Here is a 19,785-nt window from a genome sequence, read left to right on the forward strand (position 1 = left end):
TAAAAAAGGCTTCCTTTTGGAAGCCTTTTTTGTAAATTATTCTCAAATAAGTTTGCGCTGAGGAAACATAAATGAGCTAAAGCTCATTTAGTTTAGTACAGTCATCATTACAAGCGACTGCGCTAGCACCGCAGCCAATAGATTGCCTTTGGGCAATCAATGCTGCGGATGCTTAAACATTAAAACGGAAATGAATAATATCACCGTCTTTTACGATGTACTCTTTACCTTCCATACGAAGCTTTCCAGCTTCCTTAACCTTCGCCTCTGATCCATTAGCAATTAAGTCATCATAGTGATAAATCTCTGCCTTAATGAATCCTCTTTCAAAGTCTGAGTGAATTACACCTGCAGCTTCAGGAGCTTTAGCTCCTTCTTTGAAAGTCCAAGCACGAACTTCTTTAACACCGGCCGTAAAATATGTACGAAGACCAAGCATATTATATGCTTCATGAGTAAGCGTTTCTAAACCAGAAATTTCAATTCCAGCAGCTTCCATAAAGTCTTTCTTATCTGCTTCATCTTCTAGTGCCGCAATTTCAGACTCTAGCTTTCCACAAATCTTAATTGCACGAGAACCTTCTTTCTGTGCAAATTCTTTTACTGCTTTTACATAGTCATTATCTTCATCAACACTCTCTTCATCTACGTTACATAGATAAAGAGTTGGCTTAAGAGTAATTAGGTTAAGATCACGAGTTAACTCGATATCTTCCTTATCCATCTCAAGAGTACGTGCAGCAAAACCTTGCTCTAAATGAGCAGTAAGTTTTTCTAGAACAGGTACAAGCATCTTTGCTTTTGATGCAATTTCTTTATTTTGGTTTTTCATTAACTTAGGAAGGTTTGCTTGCTTTCTTTGAACAACTTCAAGGTCAGCTAGAGCAAGTTCCATATTAATTGTTTCAATATCATCAACTGGATTAACTTCACCGTGAACGTGGATAACATTAGTGTCATCAAAACAACGTACAACGTGAACAATTGCATTTACTTGACGAATATTTCCAAGGAATTGGTTACCAAGACCTTCACCTTTTGAAGCACCCTTTACAAGACCTGCAATATCAACAAATTCAACAATAGTTGGAATAACTTTTTGTGGCCCAATGATTTCCGCAATTTTTTGCATACGAATATCACCAACGTTTACAATCCCAATATTTGGTTCGATTGTACAAAATGGAAAGTTAGCTGCTTCAGCTGGAGCCGAAGTTAGAGCCTGAAAAATCGTTGATTTACCAACGTTTGGAAGTCCTACAATCCCACAATTTAGGGCCATTATTTTCTCCTGATATCTATTTACTTAAATCTAGTAATTGTTTCTTTTTATATCTTTGAATCGCTGTTTTAAAGCCACTTTTTACATAACATTCAACGGCTTTTGAAGCTTTTTCTAAGTAATCGTCAATAAAGTCAGCCTCCGAACCAAAATAGCGGCCCAAAACCCAATCAGATACACTTCCATGTTGTGGACGTCCAATCCCCATACGTAAGCGCTTAAAATTGTTATGACCTAATTGTCCTGCAATTGACTTAAGACCATTGTGACCCGCAAGGCCACCACCATCTTTAAAGGCAATAGTTCCCCACGGTAAATCTAATTCATCGTGAATAACTAAAATATTTTCTGGTTCGATTTTGAAGTATTGAGCAAAAGGAATAACACTCTCACCACTTAGATTCATATAAGTTTGAGGCATTAACACGTAGAACTTATCTTCATCCGTTTCAAACGAAGACCAAATTCCTTTAAATTTCTCTTTAAAAGGCAAGTCCTTGATTGGCTTGATAAAATTCATTACGTCCCAGCCAATATTATGTCTGGTACCTTTATATTCTGAACCTGGATTTCCAAGTCCAACAATTAAATAATTCATAGGTTACCCGTTTATAAAAATAATGAACTAACTGAGTCGTTATTAAACGTGCGATGAATCGACTTGGCCAATATTTCAGCGGCCGAGACAGAAATTATTTTTCCACTCTCACGCGCCTCTTTACTCAGAGGAATTGTATTTGTCACAAGAACCTTATTTAAAGATTCTGCTTTATTGATGCGCTCAATAGCAGGCCCAGAAAATACAGGGTGCGTAGCACATGCCACAACACTTCTTGCACCATTATCTTTTAGAGCATTACAAGCTTCGATAAGTGTTCCTGCAGTATCAATCATATCATCTAAGATGATACAGTCCTTACCGTTTACATCACCCACAATATTCATGGCCTTTGCAACGTTCTTTCCCGTACGACGCTTATCGATCATAGCGATATCGCACTTACACTTTTTAGCGTAATGGCGAGCACGCTCAACTCCACCAGCATCTGGTGAAACGAAGATCGTATTTTCTGTCACAAGTTCTCTTTTAATATGACTAAGAAGAACAGGAGAAGCAAAAATATTATCGAATGGAATATTAAAGAAACCTTGAACCTGTCCAGAGTGAAGGTCCATTGTAATAACACGACTAGCGCCTGCAACTGTAATAAGATCGGCAACCAGCTTTGCTGAAATAGGAGTTCTCGGCGATGCCTTTCTATCCTGACGACAGTATCCGTAATGAGGAATAACTGCTGTAATCGAAGACGCTGACGCTCTCTTAAGAGCATCGATCATAATCAGAAGCTCCATTAAATTATCATTTACCGGCGCACATGTTGATTGAATAATGAAGACATCAGCACCACGAACGTTTTGTTCGATTTCACAAAATGTTTCACCATTGGCAAATTTAATAACTTGGGGGTCAACTAACGGAACATCTAAGATTTTCGAGATATCGGAAGAAAGCTTTGGATTTGACGTGCCTGATACGAGAACGATCCTTTTCATGATCTTATTCCTTTCTCTGATCCGTGAGAAAATGGCTGGGGTAGAAGGACTCGAACCTTCGAATGGCAGAATCAAAATCTGCTGACTTAGCCACTTGTCGATACCCCAGCAATGTAGATTTGTATGTAATATATAAGCTAGTTTCTTATTTTTGACAAGAAATTTTTAAATTTGCCTACTTATTCGCATGCCAAAGACGCAATTCGTTGGCCTGAATACAGAATAATCTCCTGATAAAGTCTGAAAGCTGTCGTACTTCCGTATAATCTTAAACCTTTCTTATTTGTACGAACACCTTCATAACCGACCCAGATCGTAAAAAGATCATGTCCATCATAACCGACAAAGAGATTATCAAAACCATTATTTGATGTTCCTGTTTTCCCGAAGAAATGTTGTTGCTTAAGCGCTGGTTTTACCATTCTTCTAATTGTCGTTTGATTTGGATCTGCAAGAGACTCGTACACTCCGGCCCCTACTCGACATTGCGCAAGCATAAAGTCTTCATATAATTGATAGAGCTCATCAACTGATAATTCAATGGCACCAAGAAGCTGGGCAGGATATTGGGCCAACGGTGTTTTAAGATGTTTAATCTTATCCTTCAATATAACTTCAACTTTTTCAAAACCAATATCATGGGCCAGTCTAACAACTGGATTGTTTAAGGACTCTTGTAAAGCTTGAGAAATAGGGTACTCACTCGCAGAAGGTGTATGAGATTCCGAGGGTGTCCACTTTCCACTAACAAGATCTAAAGTTATCGGCTCCGTTGAAACTAAATCATCTATTTTATGGCCCTGCTCAAGGTATATTTGAAACAGGATTGGCTTTAGTGTTGAACCTACACCATGACGTTCCTCTTTGAAGGCCTTATCAACATTTCTTTCAAATTTAGAATAGTAGAAACTTTTATGCTTTGGATTTCCAAAAGCAATTTTAACCGCCAAGTTCTCTTCGATCCCTTTCAGATCTCTTAAAAGATTTTTAGAAGCTAAGACTGTTTTAAAAAATCGAAATTCACTAAGCATTGGATCTTTATTAACTCGAGTCGATGTCAAATATATCGCTTCATAAAATGAGTCATCTTGAAAAACAGATAATTGTTTTTTCCAATTTTCCCACTTCTCATCAGACCACTGATAATCTGTGTTTTGATCAAAAAGATCTAAGCTTTGTAATTTATTAAAAATAAAATCAGCACGCCCTCTAAGACGATCTGTACGATAGATAGGATGATAATAACTTGGCCCTTTTAACATTGAGACCAATATAGCTGATTCATAAGGATCTAACTCAGAAATAGGTTTATTAAAATATAAAACAGCTGCTGTGTTCACACCTTTTATTCTAATTCCACCAAGACTTCCCCAATACACTTCGTTGAAATAAGCTTCTAGAATTGCTGACTTATCGAATTTAAAATCAATATAAACGGCCAGGATAGCTTCTTTAATCTTTCTGCTAAATGACTTCTCATTTGTAAAATAGATATTCTTTACTAGTTGTTGTGTCAGTGTTGATCCACCTTGTACAAGAGCACCAGCTTTAATATCTGCAATTATCGCACGAATGATAGAAATATAATCAATACCTATGTGATCAAGAAAACGAAAATCTTCAATACCAATAAGACCTTTAGATAAGATAATAGGAATATTATAAAAGTTAATTTTATATTGAAGACAGCGGTTGTAATTACAATCATTACTTCTAATAGAATTTAACTCGAAGCTTTCTTTCACACTTAGAATTGACCTCTTTTCATCGTCAAACTTCTCAAAAAAGACAGAGTTAAATCTCTCATCACGTGAATTGGCCTTAAAAAATAAGAAGTCACGTTTCTTAACAAAACTTCCCTCTTCAAAAAGAATGGTTTTCGAATTCGTATCAGGTGTTTTAGGAGTAATAATTCGAGTTAAGTCTGCGTCATTGATTGTATTTATGGAATAAATGACACACAAGCCAAATAATCCAACCATCAAGAATAATAATATCTTTATTCGTTTATTAAGCACCTTTGAATACACCTATTTTTTTGACGTTATATAAAGTCATCTTATATTATTTCAGTACAATTTTGTTAAATTATAAAAGGAATAACAACTTATGTTAAACAACTTAAATAAGGCCGCAATTCTTGCCACTTTAGCTACTTCTACTCTGGCACTACCAATTGACTGGCATGGTGAACTACAAACAGACCTACATTCTTTAGGTGATTATAATCGTTCAGTTCAGCAAGGTGCTGGACCACTTGATAATGGTGACCAAGCATTTGATATGACAGATGCTGATCCTGACTCATCAAACTTTCAAACTTATATTTTTAAGCTTCAGCCAACAATCATTGTAAATGACTCAACAACGATTAATGCTGAACTAACTTCAGGTTATGGATACGGTGGAAATTTTGGTGATTCTTCAAATGATGGAAGAACAAAGACTCAAGATCCATTAAACTCATATGCAAATGCTCGCTACTCTTTCAATACAGTAACAAGTAATCCTGTGAACCTAACTCAGGCCAATGCAGTATTTTATTCTGATACAGCAACTTATACAGTAGGTCGCCAAAAGTTTAACTGGGGTATGGGTGCAATTTATAATGATGGAAATGCTCCAGGATCAAGATTTGCTTCAATGAGAGATGGGATTACAATTGATTTCAAGATCGGTAACTTTAAGTTCTCTCCTTACTACTCAAAAATCAAAGCAAATAACCTTACAAAAACTGGTCGTGTAAAAGAGATGGGGATTTCATTACTTTATGAAAACCTAGACAAGGAATTCACTTTCGGAGCTCTTTACAACAAGAACACTTCTGGAGCTGCATCTGGAATTGAAACTGATGTAGATGGTGATACATCTCTAACTGATCTTGGTGCAACTAGTGTAACAATGATCGACCTTTACCTTAAGAAGACTTTCGGCAAATACACTGTTGAAGCAGAAATTCCATTAATGACTGGTGATATGGGTGAAATCTACCCTGGTGTTACAGATACTGAAGTTGATGCAAAAGCATTCCTACTTAATAACACTTATAAGTTAAACACAAATCACTCATTTCATCTTGATTTTGGTATGGTTTCAGGTTCAGATGCAGATAACCAAACTTATGGAGCAATGTATCTTAACCCTAACTTTCAAATTGCAAATATCATGTTTCGCTATAACTTAGCGGCCATTGCAAATACTGATCTAAACGTATTTAATTCGGGTATTGCAAATACTTCTTATGCAAAATTTGCTCACAGATATGATTCAGGAACTTGGTCTTGGACTAACTCTGTTGTTTGGGCAAAAGCCGATAAAGTTGCTGAAGCTGGTTCAGATGCAATTAACCATGAGAAGAACAAGAGATTTACTGCGGCAGCAGATCAAGCAGATGATCTAGGATTTGAAATTGATTCAAACTTCTCTTACAAGTGGAATACTTCAGTAACACTAAATGCAAACCTAGGTTATTTCTTCGTTGGCGACTACTACGCATTCTCAAATACTGCGACTCCTAACGAAACAAATGATACTTACCTAATTTATCTTGGTGCAGATATTAAGTTTTAAGAAATAAAAAAGGCTTCCGATTGGAAGCCTTTTTTTTATCGATATGGATTAGTCCATGTTGAACTGCTAGGTGTTCTTTGTTGTGGTTGCATTAAGTTAAAATTATTATTCCAACCATTATTATTGTTAAAGTTTCCACCAGCGGCCCCATTGAAATCAAAATTCAATCCAGGAATACCAGAAGAATAAGAAGTGTCAGCTCCTGTCCATAAATCAAACGGACTACTCGCTGTTGCTCCTGCTAATTGGTTTTGCATAGCATTTAACTTGTAATTACTATAAAGACCATTAAAGCGACTTAGTATGCTTTTCTGCTCATTATAGGCAGCTCCGTATTTTGCATTATAAGATTGGTTATAATCTTGATAAGAGTTTTGCTTCCATGAACTATACTGGTTATAGATGTATGGAAGATAAGTACTTCTAACAGTCATACAATCTTCGTAGCTACCACCTGATGTACAATAACTACTAGCAAGATCTTGAGCATACTGTTGGATGTAATCATCATAAGCATTTAGCTTAGTCATATAATTTTGACGATCTTTAGAAGCTCTTTGTTGAATACCTTTAAGAATTTGCTGACGTCTCTTAATTGGAGAATTGTCACCGGCCCTGATTAGAGCTTCGTCACCCCAATCAGCAAGCGTACCTTGCTTAAGACGAGCAATACTTCTCTCACTATTATTTTCAGCTTCTTCAACATTTCTTTTATTAGTCCCTTCAAGTTTTACATGTGAAAACTCTTGAGCAAGAATAATTCCAGATAAAATCTTTCTACCTGAAGTTTGCATATTGCCTTCACGAAGTGCTTCAACAACTTTCTTATATTCAGCACCATTTTCATTTTGACGATTAAACTTAGCAATAACGTCATTAATCTTTTCAATTGATTCATTAATTTGATCTTTACGTCTTTCATCTGCCTCGCTATCACCTAGCTCTGCATATTCTTCCATTAAGTGCTTTAATTCTTCTTTCATAGCTGGAAGTAATTCTTTAGAAAACTTATTCATGTGATTTGCGTATTCCTGAAGAAGCTTCTTTCTCGCTTCTTTGCTTACACCAAACTTATCACCTTCTTTAACATCTTCAACAGAAGGAGAAATATCACTTTCAATTTGCTCCATTCTTGAAACCATTTGTTCAACTTCTTCATTGATAAGTTGATGTTGAATACCAGAAAGAATTCTAGTTAGATCATCATAGTTTCCACCTGAGTCACTTCTAAGCTTCTTAAGACTTTTCGAAATATCAGTAAGATTTTTTCCGTTACAAGCAGCAATAGCCTCTTCACGAAGTTCATATTCATTAGTTTTATTTGCCATTACTTTTTGTTCAGCAGGCTTTGCATAATCCATACAATTGAATGACGGATCACTAAAAGATGTATGTTGCGCAACATTTGCTAATCCAAACGGCATATCATTTTTATAATCGAAATCTTTATTCGTAGAGGCGATAACTAATTCAGAATTTCTATTAGTATCAATATCAGGAAGATCTGTATCAAGTGTTACAGGTGATGCAAGATAACCTTTTTCTCTTAGTTTATCGACAGTATAAAATGAAGAGTCTCCACCAGCTAAGTGGGCCATACATTTTTCATATTCTTTTTCGATTGATTGAGTACCAGCAGGATATTGGCTAGAATCAATTTTCACATTGAACTTCAAGTAAACATTATTATCAACAGGGTTTGTAATAGCTTGCGCACTTATGTCTTTAATACACGCTGAAACTCTAGTTGGTAGATTTACCAATATTTTTCCATTTGCAATTGTATAACTTGGAGTATCTCCTAAAAGGAGTGTTTTCATAAACCCATATGAAACCGCATCATCTCTACGACATTCAATCGTTGTTGACTGACTCGATGATGAAACTGTAACTGTTCCGGCCGTTGATTGATTTGTACTACGAGTTCCACTTGAACCCATTCCTGAAAATACTACCTTGGCCTGTGTAGAAGCCAGAGCTAGTGTACAAATTAAAAACTTTAATTGATTTGCCTTTTTCATATATTACCCTACTTAAAGTATCGCTTAAGTCATATCGGATAATTTTATAAATACTTAAAGGCTATTAGTTACTTGTCTGTAATTACAAATACTTAACTAGAATAATAAATTAATATTTTCCTGAATTTCTTGTCCCTCGATATTAACTTGAGTACCTTGTCTTTGTTGATTTCGCTCAAGATACTTTACGTATTCACGATTTCGATCGGCAATCGTCTTATTTGTCGAGTTTAGAAGATAGTATGTTGGTATTTCTATTTCGTAACGGTAATCAGATGTCGTAACTTCAATGTACTTTGGTAAAGTATACTGACCATTGTAAGTAACAAAACTTTTTGGAACAATTGAATAACTTCCATTATCTGTATTTAGATCTAAATAAATTAATTGATGGTTTTCATTTTTAAACTCACCTTTGATATTATCAAGCTGAATTGCCCAAACAAATTCTCTATTGCGTTTAACAAGTTTTAAATTATTACTTCCCTTATATAAAGAAGAGTTCATGATACTTTTTAACTGTGCTTGTTTTTGATCATTATCAGACTCAAGTGGTGACACAGGGGCTTCGCCAACAGACTCTTCATACTCTTTGGCTTTTTTCTCATAGTCTTTCTTTTTAACAAGAAACGTTTTGTAATCTTCAATTAAAGAAGCCTTTTCCTTATTAATCAAATCAGAGTTAGATTTATAACTTGGCTCTATTGCCTTAAAAACTTTATTAAAACCAAATGAACTATTGAATGTGTAGCTAAGGATTGAACTTTGAAGAATATCTTTTGTCGTGTCTTTACCAAACAGACTATCAAGATTTTCATATGCAGTTACATTAGAAACCCCCGATACTTGATAAGAAGAATCATCATATCTAATAACTAAAGATTTCTTATAATCTTTTTCGTTTTCTGCAGTAATAAACATGTATTTAAAATAATTCGTAACCACATTTTCACTCGTTGCAAATTCTTCATCTGCTGCGACTCGTTTTACAACAACGTGAGCAACAACTAGTTCTTTATCTAATTCCTTATTTGAAGAGTTTCTCATTAATCCTTCTAAAGATGGAATTGCTGCGAAAACATTTAAACTTAATACAGTTGCCAATATAGTTATTACTTTCATAAATCTCCTAAATTACCACCTTATAATACCAAAAAATATTCTCGTCGTAACAACTAAAACATTGAGTATTTTAGTCAATCACTAATAAATGACGAATTTCGAAAATATGATTATAATTAGACTATAAATAAGGATATTACATGACTAAAATACTTTCATTAATTGTAACTTTATTAGTAATTCAATTTAATACATCTGCAAAAATAATGGACTATAAAACAACACGATTAAAGTCCACAGGTGGAGCTGGTGTTGCTTCTTTATTAATGGATGAAGCTACAGTATTAAATCCTGCACCAATAGCCTTTTTCAATATGTCTTCATTATATCTTGAACAAACAAAAGCAGATAATACCGATATGAACGACTCCCCTCTAGGAGACTCAACTAATTACGCAGTTATTGCTTCTGATAGTTCAAAAGCTCTAAAGGGCTCAATCTCTTATGTAAAAGCAAAGAGTGGAGATGAAAACTATAAACAACTCTCGACTTCTTTCGCCTCTACTATCGGTCGAAAGTCTGCACTAGGTTTCACATACCAGGATATGAAACGTGAAGATGTATATCTAGGAGTGAAGGAAAAGATTGAGTATCAACAATTAAATATTGGTGTTTTCCACGCTATTACACAAAACTTTTCACTTGGACTTGTAGCAATGGATCCATTTGAAAAATCTCCAAATAACACGAAAGCAGTGCTTGGTATGCAATACCAGTTTCAACAATACATCTCACTTATGCTTGATGCTGGTGCAAACTATAATGAGGAGATCTCAGAGCATTCTCTTTGGCGCGCGGCAATTCAATTCAAAGTACTTAGTGACTTTTACTTACGTGCAGGAATGTATGACGATAAAATTGCAATGGAGTCTGGATCAGGTTTTGGCTTAAGCTGGATTCAACCAAAACTTACACTAAATTTCGCGATTAGAAATATTAGTTTAGAAGATTCAATTGAGCTAAAACAAGTAGCACAAGACATCAAAGAAACATCTTTTTCCGTATCATATCGCTTCTAGGGGTAAAATAATGGCAACAAAGAAGCCCCAAAACAAACCTAAAGATGGTGATGAAGAGCTTAATGAAGGTGTTAAGAATGCTTATACTGAGCGTTTGAAAACTTTAAAACAAGCTCTCGACTTTGTTGCAAAAAATGATATTCCACACAGTGTAGAGAAATTTAATCATTATCTTGGGATTTTAGCAGCATATAATCGAACAACTGAAAGGCATCTAACTCCAAAGATGTTTGATCCTCAAAAGGATATTTCTGAACTACTTTTGATAAGCCAAGCTTATTGGAATCTTGCTAAGTCATATGATAAAAGCCCGAAACTTCGCGGTGAATCTCTTCGATGTCTACAGCAATTTATTGCATTTTCTATTGGATACAAATATCAACATGCAAATGCTCAAATCGTTAGGAAATTTTTAAGATCAGGACAGGCCCATAATAAGAAGGCCTTTCAGCAGGCATATGATAAGATTAATGTACGTTCAAAAAATTGTTATTTAGCTACTCATGCATATCCACATAATGAAGATCTACTTGATACACTTAGAGGATTGAAGCCAGGATTAGCAAGTTATAAACTTGGACAAGTCTTCATTAATCGTTACTATGAAGTATCACCACATATAGTTAGCTTATTTCAAAAGAATAAAACTTTAGATTTCACTTTTAATAAGTTATTAATTAAACCTCTAATTTATTTAATTTATAAAATCGTAAAATGAGCGTAGTAAGAAACTTAATTACAAGAGAATGGCTAAAATTTTTTGCTGCTTCGGCAGTTGTTCTTCTCCTATTGCTTTCTTTGGGAAATTTAATTACTGGATTTTTACGCGAAAATATTACAGCTAAAGAAGTACTACTAAGTTATTTCATCCAACTTCCTAGTTTTCTCATAAAGGTAATTCCAATTTCATGTCTGATAGGAAGTTTATTTTCAATCAATAAACTAAAAAGTAGAAATGAACTGGTTGCAATTTTTGCTGGTGGATACTCTCGTCAGAATTACTTGAAAGATATACTGCTAACATCGATCTATATTGCAATTTTTCAATTTATTCTAAGTGCTTACATTAGTCCTTATATTAACTCGAGAAGATTTAGTATCTTAGACAGTCCAGATGAAAAATTTAGAGTTTTCAAAAAGAAAGGACTTTCATCATCAACAATTAAATCAGGAAAGATTTGGTACAAGTCACCTAAATACTACTTTGCATTTTCAAGCTTTGATAAGAAAACCAATACTTTAAACGAGGTAACGATTTATCACTATAGTGAAAATCGTGAACTTACGAAAATTGATACTTATAAAATGTTAAGTTATGACTCTCGAACTGAGAGATGGTGGCCAACAAATGGAACTAGTTTTGACGAGCTTGAAACGCCATCATTTCCAAAAATTGGAATCGAAGAATTACCAATCACCTTGAATGAAAGTATTGAAGAGTTCGCTAAAATTGAAGCAGATATCTCAACACTCACATTTTTAAGACTTTATGATTATATTTCTCAGCTAAATAATAATGGAATCAATGTAAACGAATATCTTGTTATGTTCTACATGCATATTTCGGAAGGACTAATTTGCATTATCTTTGCCTTAATTGCGGCCACGAGTATATTCAATCCAAATAGACGTAATAGTTCGTTTGGTCGAAGCGTTGCATTTATTTTTGCGTTCACAATTATGTATTGGCTAGTTCAATCATATTTTATTGAGCTAGGTAAAAACTTGAAAATTAGTCCGTTCTTAGCAACATTCTCTGTTCCCTTTATATTCACCTTAGTCATCGGACTTATCTTCTTTAAAAACAGACGTTTAACGTAAATGAAAAATAGAGGAAAGCTGGACTTGTGCGCCGCACACATGTTATAAGAATTCCATGAATAAATCAGAAGAATTTTTAAAAGATTACACTCTAGAAGGTGAAAAACTAGAGATTTATACTTACCCTGCGCCTGTTCTTAAGAAGGTGGCATCTCCAGTTGAAAAGTTTGACGACGAGCTAAAGAAGCTTTGTAAGGATATGCTTTTTACAATGTACCATGCCCCTGGAATTGGTTTAGCTGCACCACAAATTGGTGTTTCAGATCGCATCTTTGTCATGGATATTGATTTTCATAGCAAAGAAATTACTCGTGCTGATGGTACAAAAGATCAAGAATTATCAAACTTCAATCCGAGAATTTTTATCAATCCTAAAATTGAAAAACTTCAGGGTGAAATTCTTTATGAAGAAGGATGCCTTTCAGTTCCTGGGATTTATGAAGAAGTAAAACGTTCAGAACAAATTCGAGTAACTTATCAAGATATCGAAGGTAATGAGCAAGTGCTAGAAGTTGATGGACTGCTATCAGTATGTATTCAACACGAAAATGATCACCTCGATGGAATTGTTTTTCTTGAAAGGCTTTCAACTCTTAAAAGAAACTTCTTAACGAAGAGATATATGAAAAGGGTTAAGGGTAGATAGTGAAAAAACTTAAGGCAGTTTTCTTTGGTACACCAGACTTCTCATGCCCAAGTTTAGAACTTCTGGCCAATCATCCACAAATTGATCTGAAACTTGTCATTAGTATGCCAGATAGACCTGCAGGAAGAGGACAAAAACTTCAATCCCCTCCTGTTATTACTTATTGCAAAGAAAATAGAATCAATTTCTATCAAACAGAAAATATAAACAAGGATGAAGAGCTTCTTAAACTTTTAGATGAAGTTGATGCAGACTTTTATCTCGTATTAGCTTTTGCCCAATTCCTTGGATCAAAAGTTTTAAATAAACCTAAAATTGGTTGTTTCAATATCCACACTTCTCTCCTACCAAAATATAGAGGAGCAGCTCCTATTCAATACGCGCTTTTAAACGGTGATACTGAAACAGGTGTTTCAATTCAAAGAATGGTTAAGAAAATGGATGCGGGCGATATTGTCAAAGAATCAAAAATCAATATTGCTTTTGAAGAGACTGGTGGACAACTTTATACTCGTCTAAAGTTTGCAGCATCATTAACACTTAACGACTTCATCGTAGATATGTTAGATGACAAAGTGACTTCATATGAGCAAGATGAAGCAAAAGTAAGCTTTGCACCTACTCTAAAAAAAGAAGACGGCCATATTAAATTTAATGAATGTGACTTTAATACAATTCACAATCAAGTAAGAGCACTTAAACCTTGGCCAGGTACTTACTGCTTCTTGAATGAAAAACGTCTAAAAGTCATTGAAATTTCTAAATATGATAATTTGGGACTTCAAGCTGGTGAAGTTAAAGTTGCAGACAACAAGATCTTAGTTGGATGTAAAGACGCAACAATCAGACTAGATGTAATTCAACTTGAAGGTAAGAAAGCATGCCGTGATACAGATGCTGTCAACGGACTTACTAACAAATACGATAGTTTCAAAATTTCTTAACGATATTTGCTAAGGAGATTTAGATGCAAACAATCATCTCACCAAGCATTTTAGCAGCTGATTTTACAAACCTAATATCTGATATCTCAGTAATAGAAGATGTTAAGGATCTTTGGCTGCATTTAGATGTAATGGATGGTCACTTTGTACCAAATTTAACATTTGGAATTCCAGTGATTAAACAAATTAAGAAAATTACAAATATCCCGCTCGATGTACATTTAATGGTAACAAATCCAGCTTTTCATTTTGAAGCGTTAAAAGATTCAGGCATTGAGAATATAACTTATCACTACGAAATCGAATGTGATCATTTTGAAATGATCAAAAAATATCGCGATAACTACAAGAGTATTGGTCTTTCCCTAAAACCAGCAACAGATATTGAGTCAATACCTTTAGAACTGCTGAAGGAAATTGATTTATTACTTGTTATGTCAGTAGAGCCAGGATTTGGTGGCCAAAGCTTTATGCCAAACTCACTTGATAAAATTGCGTACCTTAAAAGAATGAAAGAAGAACATAACCTGAAATTACAAATCCAAGTCGATGGTGGAATCAACCAAGACACTGCAAAGCTTTGTCTTGATAAAGGTGCCCACAACCTCGTTGCTGGATCATATATTTTTGGCAAAGAAAAAAACCAATATCAAACACAAATAGAATCATTAAGATAAGAGACAGGAATAAAAAGATGAAAGAAATTATTATTGATGGACACAGCTTAAGCGTAGACGATATTTACGAAGTATCATTTGCAAAAAAAGATACTGTTAAAGTTAAACTAAGTGATATAGCTCGTGAAAATATGGTTAAGTCAAAAGCCTACGTACAAAATATTGTCGATAAAGCAAAGCCTGTTTATGGAATTAACACTGGTTTTGGTGCTTTATCAGATAAGTATATTGAAAAGGAAGACCTAGCTCAACTTCAAGTAAACTTAATTCGCTCACACTGTACTGGTGTAGGAAAACCTTTTTCAAAAGAAATCACAAAAGCAATCATGCTTCTTAGAGCAAATTGTCTTGCATCAGGTTTTTCTGGTGTCTCAATTGAAGCTGTCGATATGTTAATCGCATTTTTAAATAATGACATTATTCCAGTTGTTCCAGAAAAAGGTTCAGTTGGTGCATCAGGTGACCTTGCTCCATTATCACATATTGCACTTGCATTAATTGGAGAAGGAGAAGTTATATACGGTGGCAAAGAAGTTCGCTCAGACTTTGCTATTAGAGATATTGGGAAAGAGCCTGTAGTTCTTGGACCAAAAGATGGCCTTGCTCTTATAAATGGTACAGCTGTTATGGCGGCACTTGGTGCGCTAGCAATTAAGAAAACTGAAAACCTTGTTCGTATTGCTGATATTTGTGCAGCAACAACTCTTGATGGTGTTCGTGGAACACTTAGAGCATATGACCATAAAATTCATGGTTTAAAACCACACCCAGGTCAGCTTGCAAGTGCCATTAACGTAAATAATATTATCGCTGGAAGTGAAATTCTAGATTCACACGTTGATTGTGGAAAAGTTCAAGATCCATATTCTCTAAGATGTGTACCTCAGGTCCACGGTGCTTCTAGACAAACTCTTTCTCATGCAAAAGAAGTTTTAGGAATTGAACTTAATGCTGTTACAGATAATCCACTTATCTTTCTAGGTGAAGATGAAGTTATTTCAGGTGGAAACTTTCATGGTGAAGCAATCGCAATGGCCATGGATTATCTAGCAATTGGTGTAGCAGAACTTTGTAATATCAGTGAAAGACGTGTTGAGAAAATGATGAACCCAACTTTCTCTGATCTACCAGCTTTCTTAACTCCTGAATCAGGACTTAATAGTGGGTTAATGATTGCTCACGTTACAGCAGCAGCATTAACATCAGAAAATAAATACCTATGTCATCCTGCAAGTGTGGACTCTGTTCCAACTTCAACAGATAAAGAAGATCATGTTTCAATGGGTGTAACTTCAGGACGTAAGCTTCATGAAGTTATTGAGAATGCTACGAAATGTTTAGCAATTGAACTACTTTGTAACTCGCAAGCTATTGAATTTCATCGCCCTCTTAAATCTTCACCTGCAATTGAAGAGTTAATTTCACATATCAGAAAGTCTGTTGATAAAATTGTAGAAGATAGAGTTTTCTATCGCGATATCAATAATATCGAAGCTCTTATTGCAAATGGTGAATTACTACGTGCAGTTGAGAAGCATACAGGAAAATTACAATAATGATCATCTACAAGAATATTAACGAAATCCTAACTCTTGAAGCGGCCCAAAAAAAAGACGGCCGCAATCTTCTTGCTGAAGATATCTCAATACTTCAGCATGGTGCAATTGTATTTGAAGAAGATGAAATCGTATGGGTTGGAGATAGCGAAAATATTCCTGTAGAGTATCTAAAGAAAGCGAAGACAGTAAAAGACCTTGAAGGTTATGTTGTTACTCCCGAGTTAGTCGATTCACATACTCATTTAATTTTTGGTGGTAATCGTGCCAATGAATACCAAATGAGACTTAATGGTGCTGACTACGAAGAAATTGCTAAGGCCGGTGGTGGTATTGTTGCGACTTCAAATGGGACAAATAATACAAGTGATGAGCAACTTCTTGATAGTTGTCGAGAAAGAATCAAACGAATCGCTAGTTACGGTGTAGGTACAATTGAAGTAAAATCTGGTTATTCACTTTCATTTGAAGGTGAATTAAGAATGACTAAGTTAATTGCAAAACTAAAAGAAGAATTTGCACCTGATATACAAATCTTTAATACATTCATGCCTGCACATGCTCTTCCTAAGAGTTACGATTCAACACAAAAATACATGGATGAAATCGTAATTCCTTTACTTCATGAAGTAGCACCTCTTAATATTATTGATTGTGTTGATATCTTTCATGAGCAAGGCTATTTCGATTCTGAAGATGTGAAAAAACTTGCACTTGTTGCACAAGAGTACGGAATACCATTAAAGACTCATGCCGATGAATTTAATGATAATAAAGGGGCCATACTTGCTTGCGAACTAGGTGCTCTGAGTACGGATCACCTTCTATGTACAACCGAAGATGGAATTAAAAAGTTAGCTGAATCAAAAACAGTTGCAACAGTACTTCCTGGAACAGGAATTTTCTTAGGAAAACCTAAAGCTGATGCAAAGCAATTAGCAGATGGTGGGTGTAAGTTGGCAATTGCATCTGATTATAATCCAGGATCTTGCCATTGCGATAACCTACTACTATTAGCTTCAATTTGTGCACCAATGTACAAAATTAACATGACTCAAATGTGGGCCGGAATTACTTTAAATGCTGCTGCTGCAGTTGGAAAGTATGATCAAGGTGCAATCATAAAAAGATTTAAGCCTCGTTTTAGTATATTTAAAACAAATACGATTTCTGAAATTACTTATAATTGGGGACGAAATCTAGCGGTAGATAAGAATTCTATTTAAGCCATTCGCGAATTTTTTCTTTGAATTCTTCCGAATTGAAGTCTTTAGAACCCTTTGCAACTTCAACGACACGGCCATCTTTGTAAACAATAGAAACAGGGATGGCAGAGACCATAAATGCATCTGTTAACTTACCTTGACCATCTTTTACAACATCAAAGTTAACTTTATACTTTTTAACGACATCTTTAATTTTCTTAAGCTGCTTTTGACCTTCGTCTGAATTAATTGCAATGATCTTTAGCTTAGGGTCTTTGATCTCAGAACGTAGGCTAACTAAACTTGGAAATTCTTCAAGACATGGAGTACACCAACTTGCCCAAAAGTTCAGGATAACAACACCTTTAGAAAGTTCTTCTTTCTTAAAAGTTTTGCCTTCAGTTGATTTTAGATCTGGTCGAACGAGCATCGATTCATAATGTTGAATCTTTTTAACATCCACACCTGCAACTTTAGCAGTCGTAAAACTGTCATCAGTTACAAATAACGATCCTAAAACCAGTACACAAGCTACCAGAATGATCTTATATGGAAATTTTTTTCTTTGTATACTCAACTCTTAACCCCAGTTAGAATGGTATTATACACTTAATTAGGTAAGATTGCACTATGCAAAAAACACAAGACAAAGAGCTAGAGAAAAATATTCTTAATCAAGCTGGGCAAACCTTTGTCGAGTTCATCTTTTTACTTGTTATCTTAATCGGTCTATCGGTTTCACTTCTAAAGGGTAGTAACTCATTTTTAGCAAAACAATGGGAAATTGCTGTTAACAGCATCGTGCGTAATTACCCAGGCCACAACCCCGGTGTAAAATTAACTGAATAGCTTTTTACTATTATTTAACTCTTTATACTGGAGTAAAAATGTATATTTTATCATTAGACCAAGGTACTACTGGTACCACTGCTACTATTATCGACGCCAAAACTTTCAAATTTGTTGATAAAGAAAATCAAGAATTTAAACAGTACTTTCCTAACACTGGTTGGGTTGAACACGATCTTGATGAAATCTGGAAGAGCGTTAAGAGTACAGTTCAAACTGTTCTTAAAAGAAATAATATTGATCCAAATAACATTGCTTCTATTGGAATTACAAATCAACGTGAAACAACATGTGCATTCAATCGAAAAGGTGAAGCACTTGCAAAGGCCATTGTCTGGCAAGATCGTCGTACCGCAGATTTTTGCGATTCTATGAAGACACACGAAGACAGTTTTAGGAAAATCACTGGCCTGCCTCTCGACCCATATTTTTCTGGAACTAAGATTCATTGGTTATTAAATAATAATCAGTACGTAAAAGAAGCACATAAGAATCACGACCTTCGTTTTGGGACTATTGATACTTTCTTACTTTACCGTTTAACTAATGGTGACTCATTTAAAACAGATGTATCTAACGCTTCTAGAACTCTTCTGATGTCTTTAGATACATGTGACTGGGATACTAACCTTTGTGAAATTTTAGGCGTTGCTAAAAATGACTTACCAGAAATATGTGAATCAATATGTGATTTTGGAACAACAAAAGGTTTAGATTTTCTGCCAGATGGTATTTCAATAAATGGAATATTAGGTGATCAACAAGCTGCTTTATTTGGACAAGCATGTTTCACAAAAGGAACAGGAAAATGTACATATGGTACAGGTGCCTTCATGCTAGTTAACACTGGGGAAGAAAAGAAGTACTCTGAACATGGCCTATTAACTACTGTTGCCTATAAGTATCAAGGTAAGACATATTACGCTCTTGAAGGTTCATGTTATATAGCTGGAGCCTGTGTACAATGGTTACGTGACAATCTCCAAATTATCGATAATGCAGCTCAGACAGAAGATAAGGCGAATGCAGTCAAAGACTTAAATCAAATCAGAGATCTCATTCTTCTTCCATTTTTCACAGGAATTGGATCTCCATACTGGAAACCACATGCAAAAGCTGCATTAGTTGGAATGACTCGTGCAACTGACACTAACGATATCTGTCGAGCGGCCCTTGAAGGAATCGCTTTAAGTATCAATGATCTTATCAAAGCAATGAAAAGCGACATGGGTAGTAACCTCGAAGAATTTAAGGTTGATGGCGGTGCCGTAGCAAATAATCTTCTAATGCAAATCCAAGCCGATATTTCAGGAGTAAATGTTACAAGACCAAAAGTTATTGAAACAACTTCTTACGGAGCGGCCCTCGCGGCTGCAATTGGTGCAGGTCTTATGACAATCGATGATGTTAGTAAACAATGGGAAAAAGAATCATTCTTCGAATCTTCTTCAGCTAACAGCGAATACTTCGACTACAAGAAGAAACTTTGGGATAAATATATTCAAATTAATTTTTAAAA

18 protein-coding genes and 1 tRNA gene are annotated in these 19,785 nt (G+C 35.1%); 11 read left to right on the forward strand and 8 right to left on the reverse strand.

The window, feature by feature from the left end; all coding sequences use genetic code 11:
- Positions 1–172: 172 nt before the first annotated feature.
- The 5 genes from ychF to ACMAYX_RS13665 all read right to left on the reverse strand — a co-directional run bounded on the left by ychF (position 173) and on the right by ACMAYX_RS13665 (position 4,818).
- Entirely contained in the window at positions 173–1,282 is a 1,110-nt protein-coding gene (gene ychF, locus ACMAYX_RS13645; RefSeq protein WP_103218642.1) for a redox-regulated ATPase YchF, read from the reverse strand.
- A 16-nt stretch (positions 1,283–1,298) separates the two neighbouring features.
- Positions 1,299–1,880, reverse strand: coding sequence for an aminoacyl-tRNA hydrolase (pth, locus tag ACMAYX_RS13650; protein WP_392994059.1), 582 nt, complete (start codon positions 1,878–1,880; stop codon positions 1,299–1,301).
- 11 nt (positions 1,881–1,891) lie between these two features.
- The gene (locus ACMAYX_RS13655; RefSeq protein ID WP_368667187.1) at positions 1,892–2,839 is read right to left on the reverse strand and encodes a ribose-phosphate diphosphokinase; all 948 of its coding nucleotides are present in this window, start codon (positions 2,837–2,839) and stop codon (positions 1,892–1,894) included.
- Between the two features lie 29 nt (positions 2,840–2,868).
- Positions 2,869–2,944 (reverse strand) — tRNA-Gln (locus ACMAYX_RS13660).
- 71 nt (positions 2,945–3,015) lie between these two features.
- Positions 3,016–4,818, reverse strand: a complete 1,803-nt coding sequence (locus ACMAYX_RS13665; RefSeq protein WP_103218639.1) for a transglycosylase domain-containing protein — start codon at positions 4,816–4,818, stop codon at positions 3,016–3,018.
- Between the two features lie 127 nt (positions 4,819–4,945).
- Between ACMAYX_RS13665 and ACMAYX_RS13670 the strand changes: the two genes are divergently transcribed.
- Complete coding sequence (locus tag ACMAYX_RS13670; RefSeq protein WP_412472056.1) at positions 4,946–6,406, forward strand: hypothetical protein; 1,461 nt, start codon at positions 4,946–4,948, stop codon at positions 6,404–6,406.
- A gap of 35 nt (positions 6,407–6,441) precedes the next feature.
- Here the strand turns inward: ACMAYX_RS13670 and ACMAYX_RS13675 are convergent, their stop codons facing one another.
- Positions 6,442–8,427 (reverse strand): hypothetical protein, encoded by a 1,986-nt coding sequence (locus ACMAYX_RS13675; protein ID WP_103218637.1) that lies wholly within the window; start codon positions 8,425–8,427, stop codon positions 6,442–6,444.
- A 96-nt stretch (positions 8,428–8,523) separates the two neighbouring features.
- The gene (locus tag ACMAYX_RS13680; protein WP_103218636.1) at positions 8,524–9,549 is read right to left on the reverse strand and encodes a hypothetical protein; all 1,026 of its coding nucleotides are present in this window, start codon (positions 9,547–9,549) and stop codon (positions 8,524–8,526) included.
- A gap of 140 nt (positions 9,550–9,689) precedes the next feature.
- Between ACMAYX_RS13680 and ACMAYX_RS13685 the strand changes: the two genes are divergently transcribed.
- The 8 genes from ACMAYX_RS13685 to hutI are packed head-to-tail and all read left to right on the forward strand — an operon-like array spanning position 9,690 to position 17,438.
- Positions 9,690–10,568: a hypothetical protein gene (locus ACMAYX_RS13685; RefSeq protein ID WP_103218635.1), complete on the forward strand. Its 879-nt coding sequence runs from the start codon at positions 9,690–9,692 to the stop codon at positions 10,566–10,568.
- A gap of 10 nt (positions 10,569–10,578) precedes the next feature.
- Positions 10,579–11,286 (forward strand): hypothetical protein, encoded by a 708-nt coding sequence (locus tag ACMAYX_RS13690; protein ID WP_412472057.1) that lies wholly within the window; start codon positions 10,579–10,581, stop codon positions 11,284–11,286.
- Complete coding sequence (locus ACMAYX_RS13695; RefSeq protein WP_103218633.1) at positions 11,283–12,389, forward strand: LptF/LptG family permease; 1,107 nt, start codon at positions 11,283–11,285, stop codon at positions 12,387–12,389. The genes ACMAYX_RS13690 and ACMAYX_RS13695 overlap by 4 nt, the downstream gene beginning before the upstream one ends.
- Positions 12,390–12,444: 55 nt before the next feature.
- Positions 12,445–13,035 carry a peptide deformylase gene (def, locus tag ACMAYX_RS13700; protein ID WP_103218632.1) on the forward strand — a complete coding sequence of 197 codons (591 nt, stop codon included), beginning with the start codon at positions 12,445–12,447 and terminating at the stop codon, positions 13,033–13,035.
- Positions 13,035–13,979, forward strand: coding sequence for a methionyl-tRNA formyltransferase (gene fmt, locus ACMAYX_RS13705; protein WP_158246915.1), 945 nt, complete (start codon positions 13,035–13,037; stop codon positions 13,977–13,979). Before def ends, fmt begins: the two co-directional genes overlap by 1 nt.
- A gap of 23 nt (positions 13,980–14,002) precedes the next feature.
- Entirely contained in the window at positions 14,003–14,656 is a 654-nt protein-coding gene (gene rpe / locus ACMAYX_RS13710) for a ribulose-phosphate 3-epimerase (RefSeq protein WP_103218630.1), read from the forward strand.
- A 17-nt stretch (positions 14,657–14,673) separates the two neighbouring features.
- Positions 14,674–16,212 (forward strand): histidine ammonia-lyase, encoded by a 1,539-nt coding sequence (gene hutH / locus ACMAYX_RS13715; RefSeq protein WP_103218629.1) that lies wholly within the window; start codon positions 14,674–14,676, stop codon positions 16,210–16,212.
- Positions 16,212–17,438 carry an imidazolonepropionase gene (hutI, locus tag ACMAYX_RS13720; protein ID WP_412472058.1) on the forward strand — a complete coding sequence of 409 codons (1,227 nt, stop codon included), beginning with the start codon at positions 16,212–16,214 and terminating at the stop codon, positions 17,436–17,438. The genes hutH and hutI overlap by 1 nt, the downstream gene beginning before the upstream one ends.
- On the opposite strand, the gene ACMAYX_RS13725 is transcribed toward hutI, so the two are convergent.
- On the reverse strand, positions 17,431–17,994 hold the full coding sequence (locus ACMAYX_RS13725) for a TlpA family protein disulfide reductase (protein WP_103218627.1): 564 nt from the start codon (positions 17,992–17,994) through the stop codon (positions 17,431–17,433). The genes hutI and ACMAYX_RS13725 overlap by 8 nt on opposite strands.
- Before the next feature lie 53 nt (positions 17,995–18,047).
- On the opposite strand from ACMAYX_RS13725, the gene ACMAYX_RS13730 reads away from it, so the two are divergent.
- On the forward strand, positions 18,048–18,266 hold the full coding sequence (locus ACMAYX_RS13730; protein WP_103218626.1) for a hypothetical protein: 219 nt from the start codon (positions 18,048–18,050) through the stop codon (positions 18,264–18,266).
- Positions 18,267–18,304: 38 nt separating this feature from the next.
- Complete coding sequence (gene glpK, locus ACMAYX_RS13735; RefSeq protein ID WP_412472059.1) at positions 18,305–19,783, forward strand: glycerol kinase GlpK; 1,479 nt, start codon at positions 18,305–18,307, stop codon at positions 19,781–19,783.
- Positions 19,784–19,785 lie beyond the last annotated feature (2 nt).

Origin of the sequence: Halobacteriovorax sp. RT-2-3 (assembly GCF_047085075.1) — a bacterium.
In the GTDB taxonomy this organism is placed as follows: domain Bacteria; phylum Bdellovibrionota; class Bacteriovoracia; order Bacteriovoracales; family Bacteriovoracaceae; genus Halobacteriovorax_A.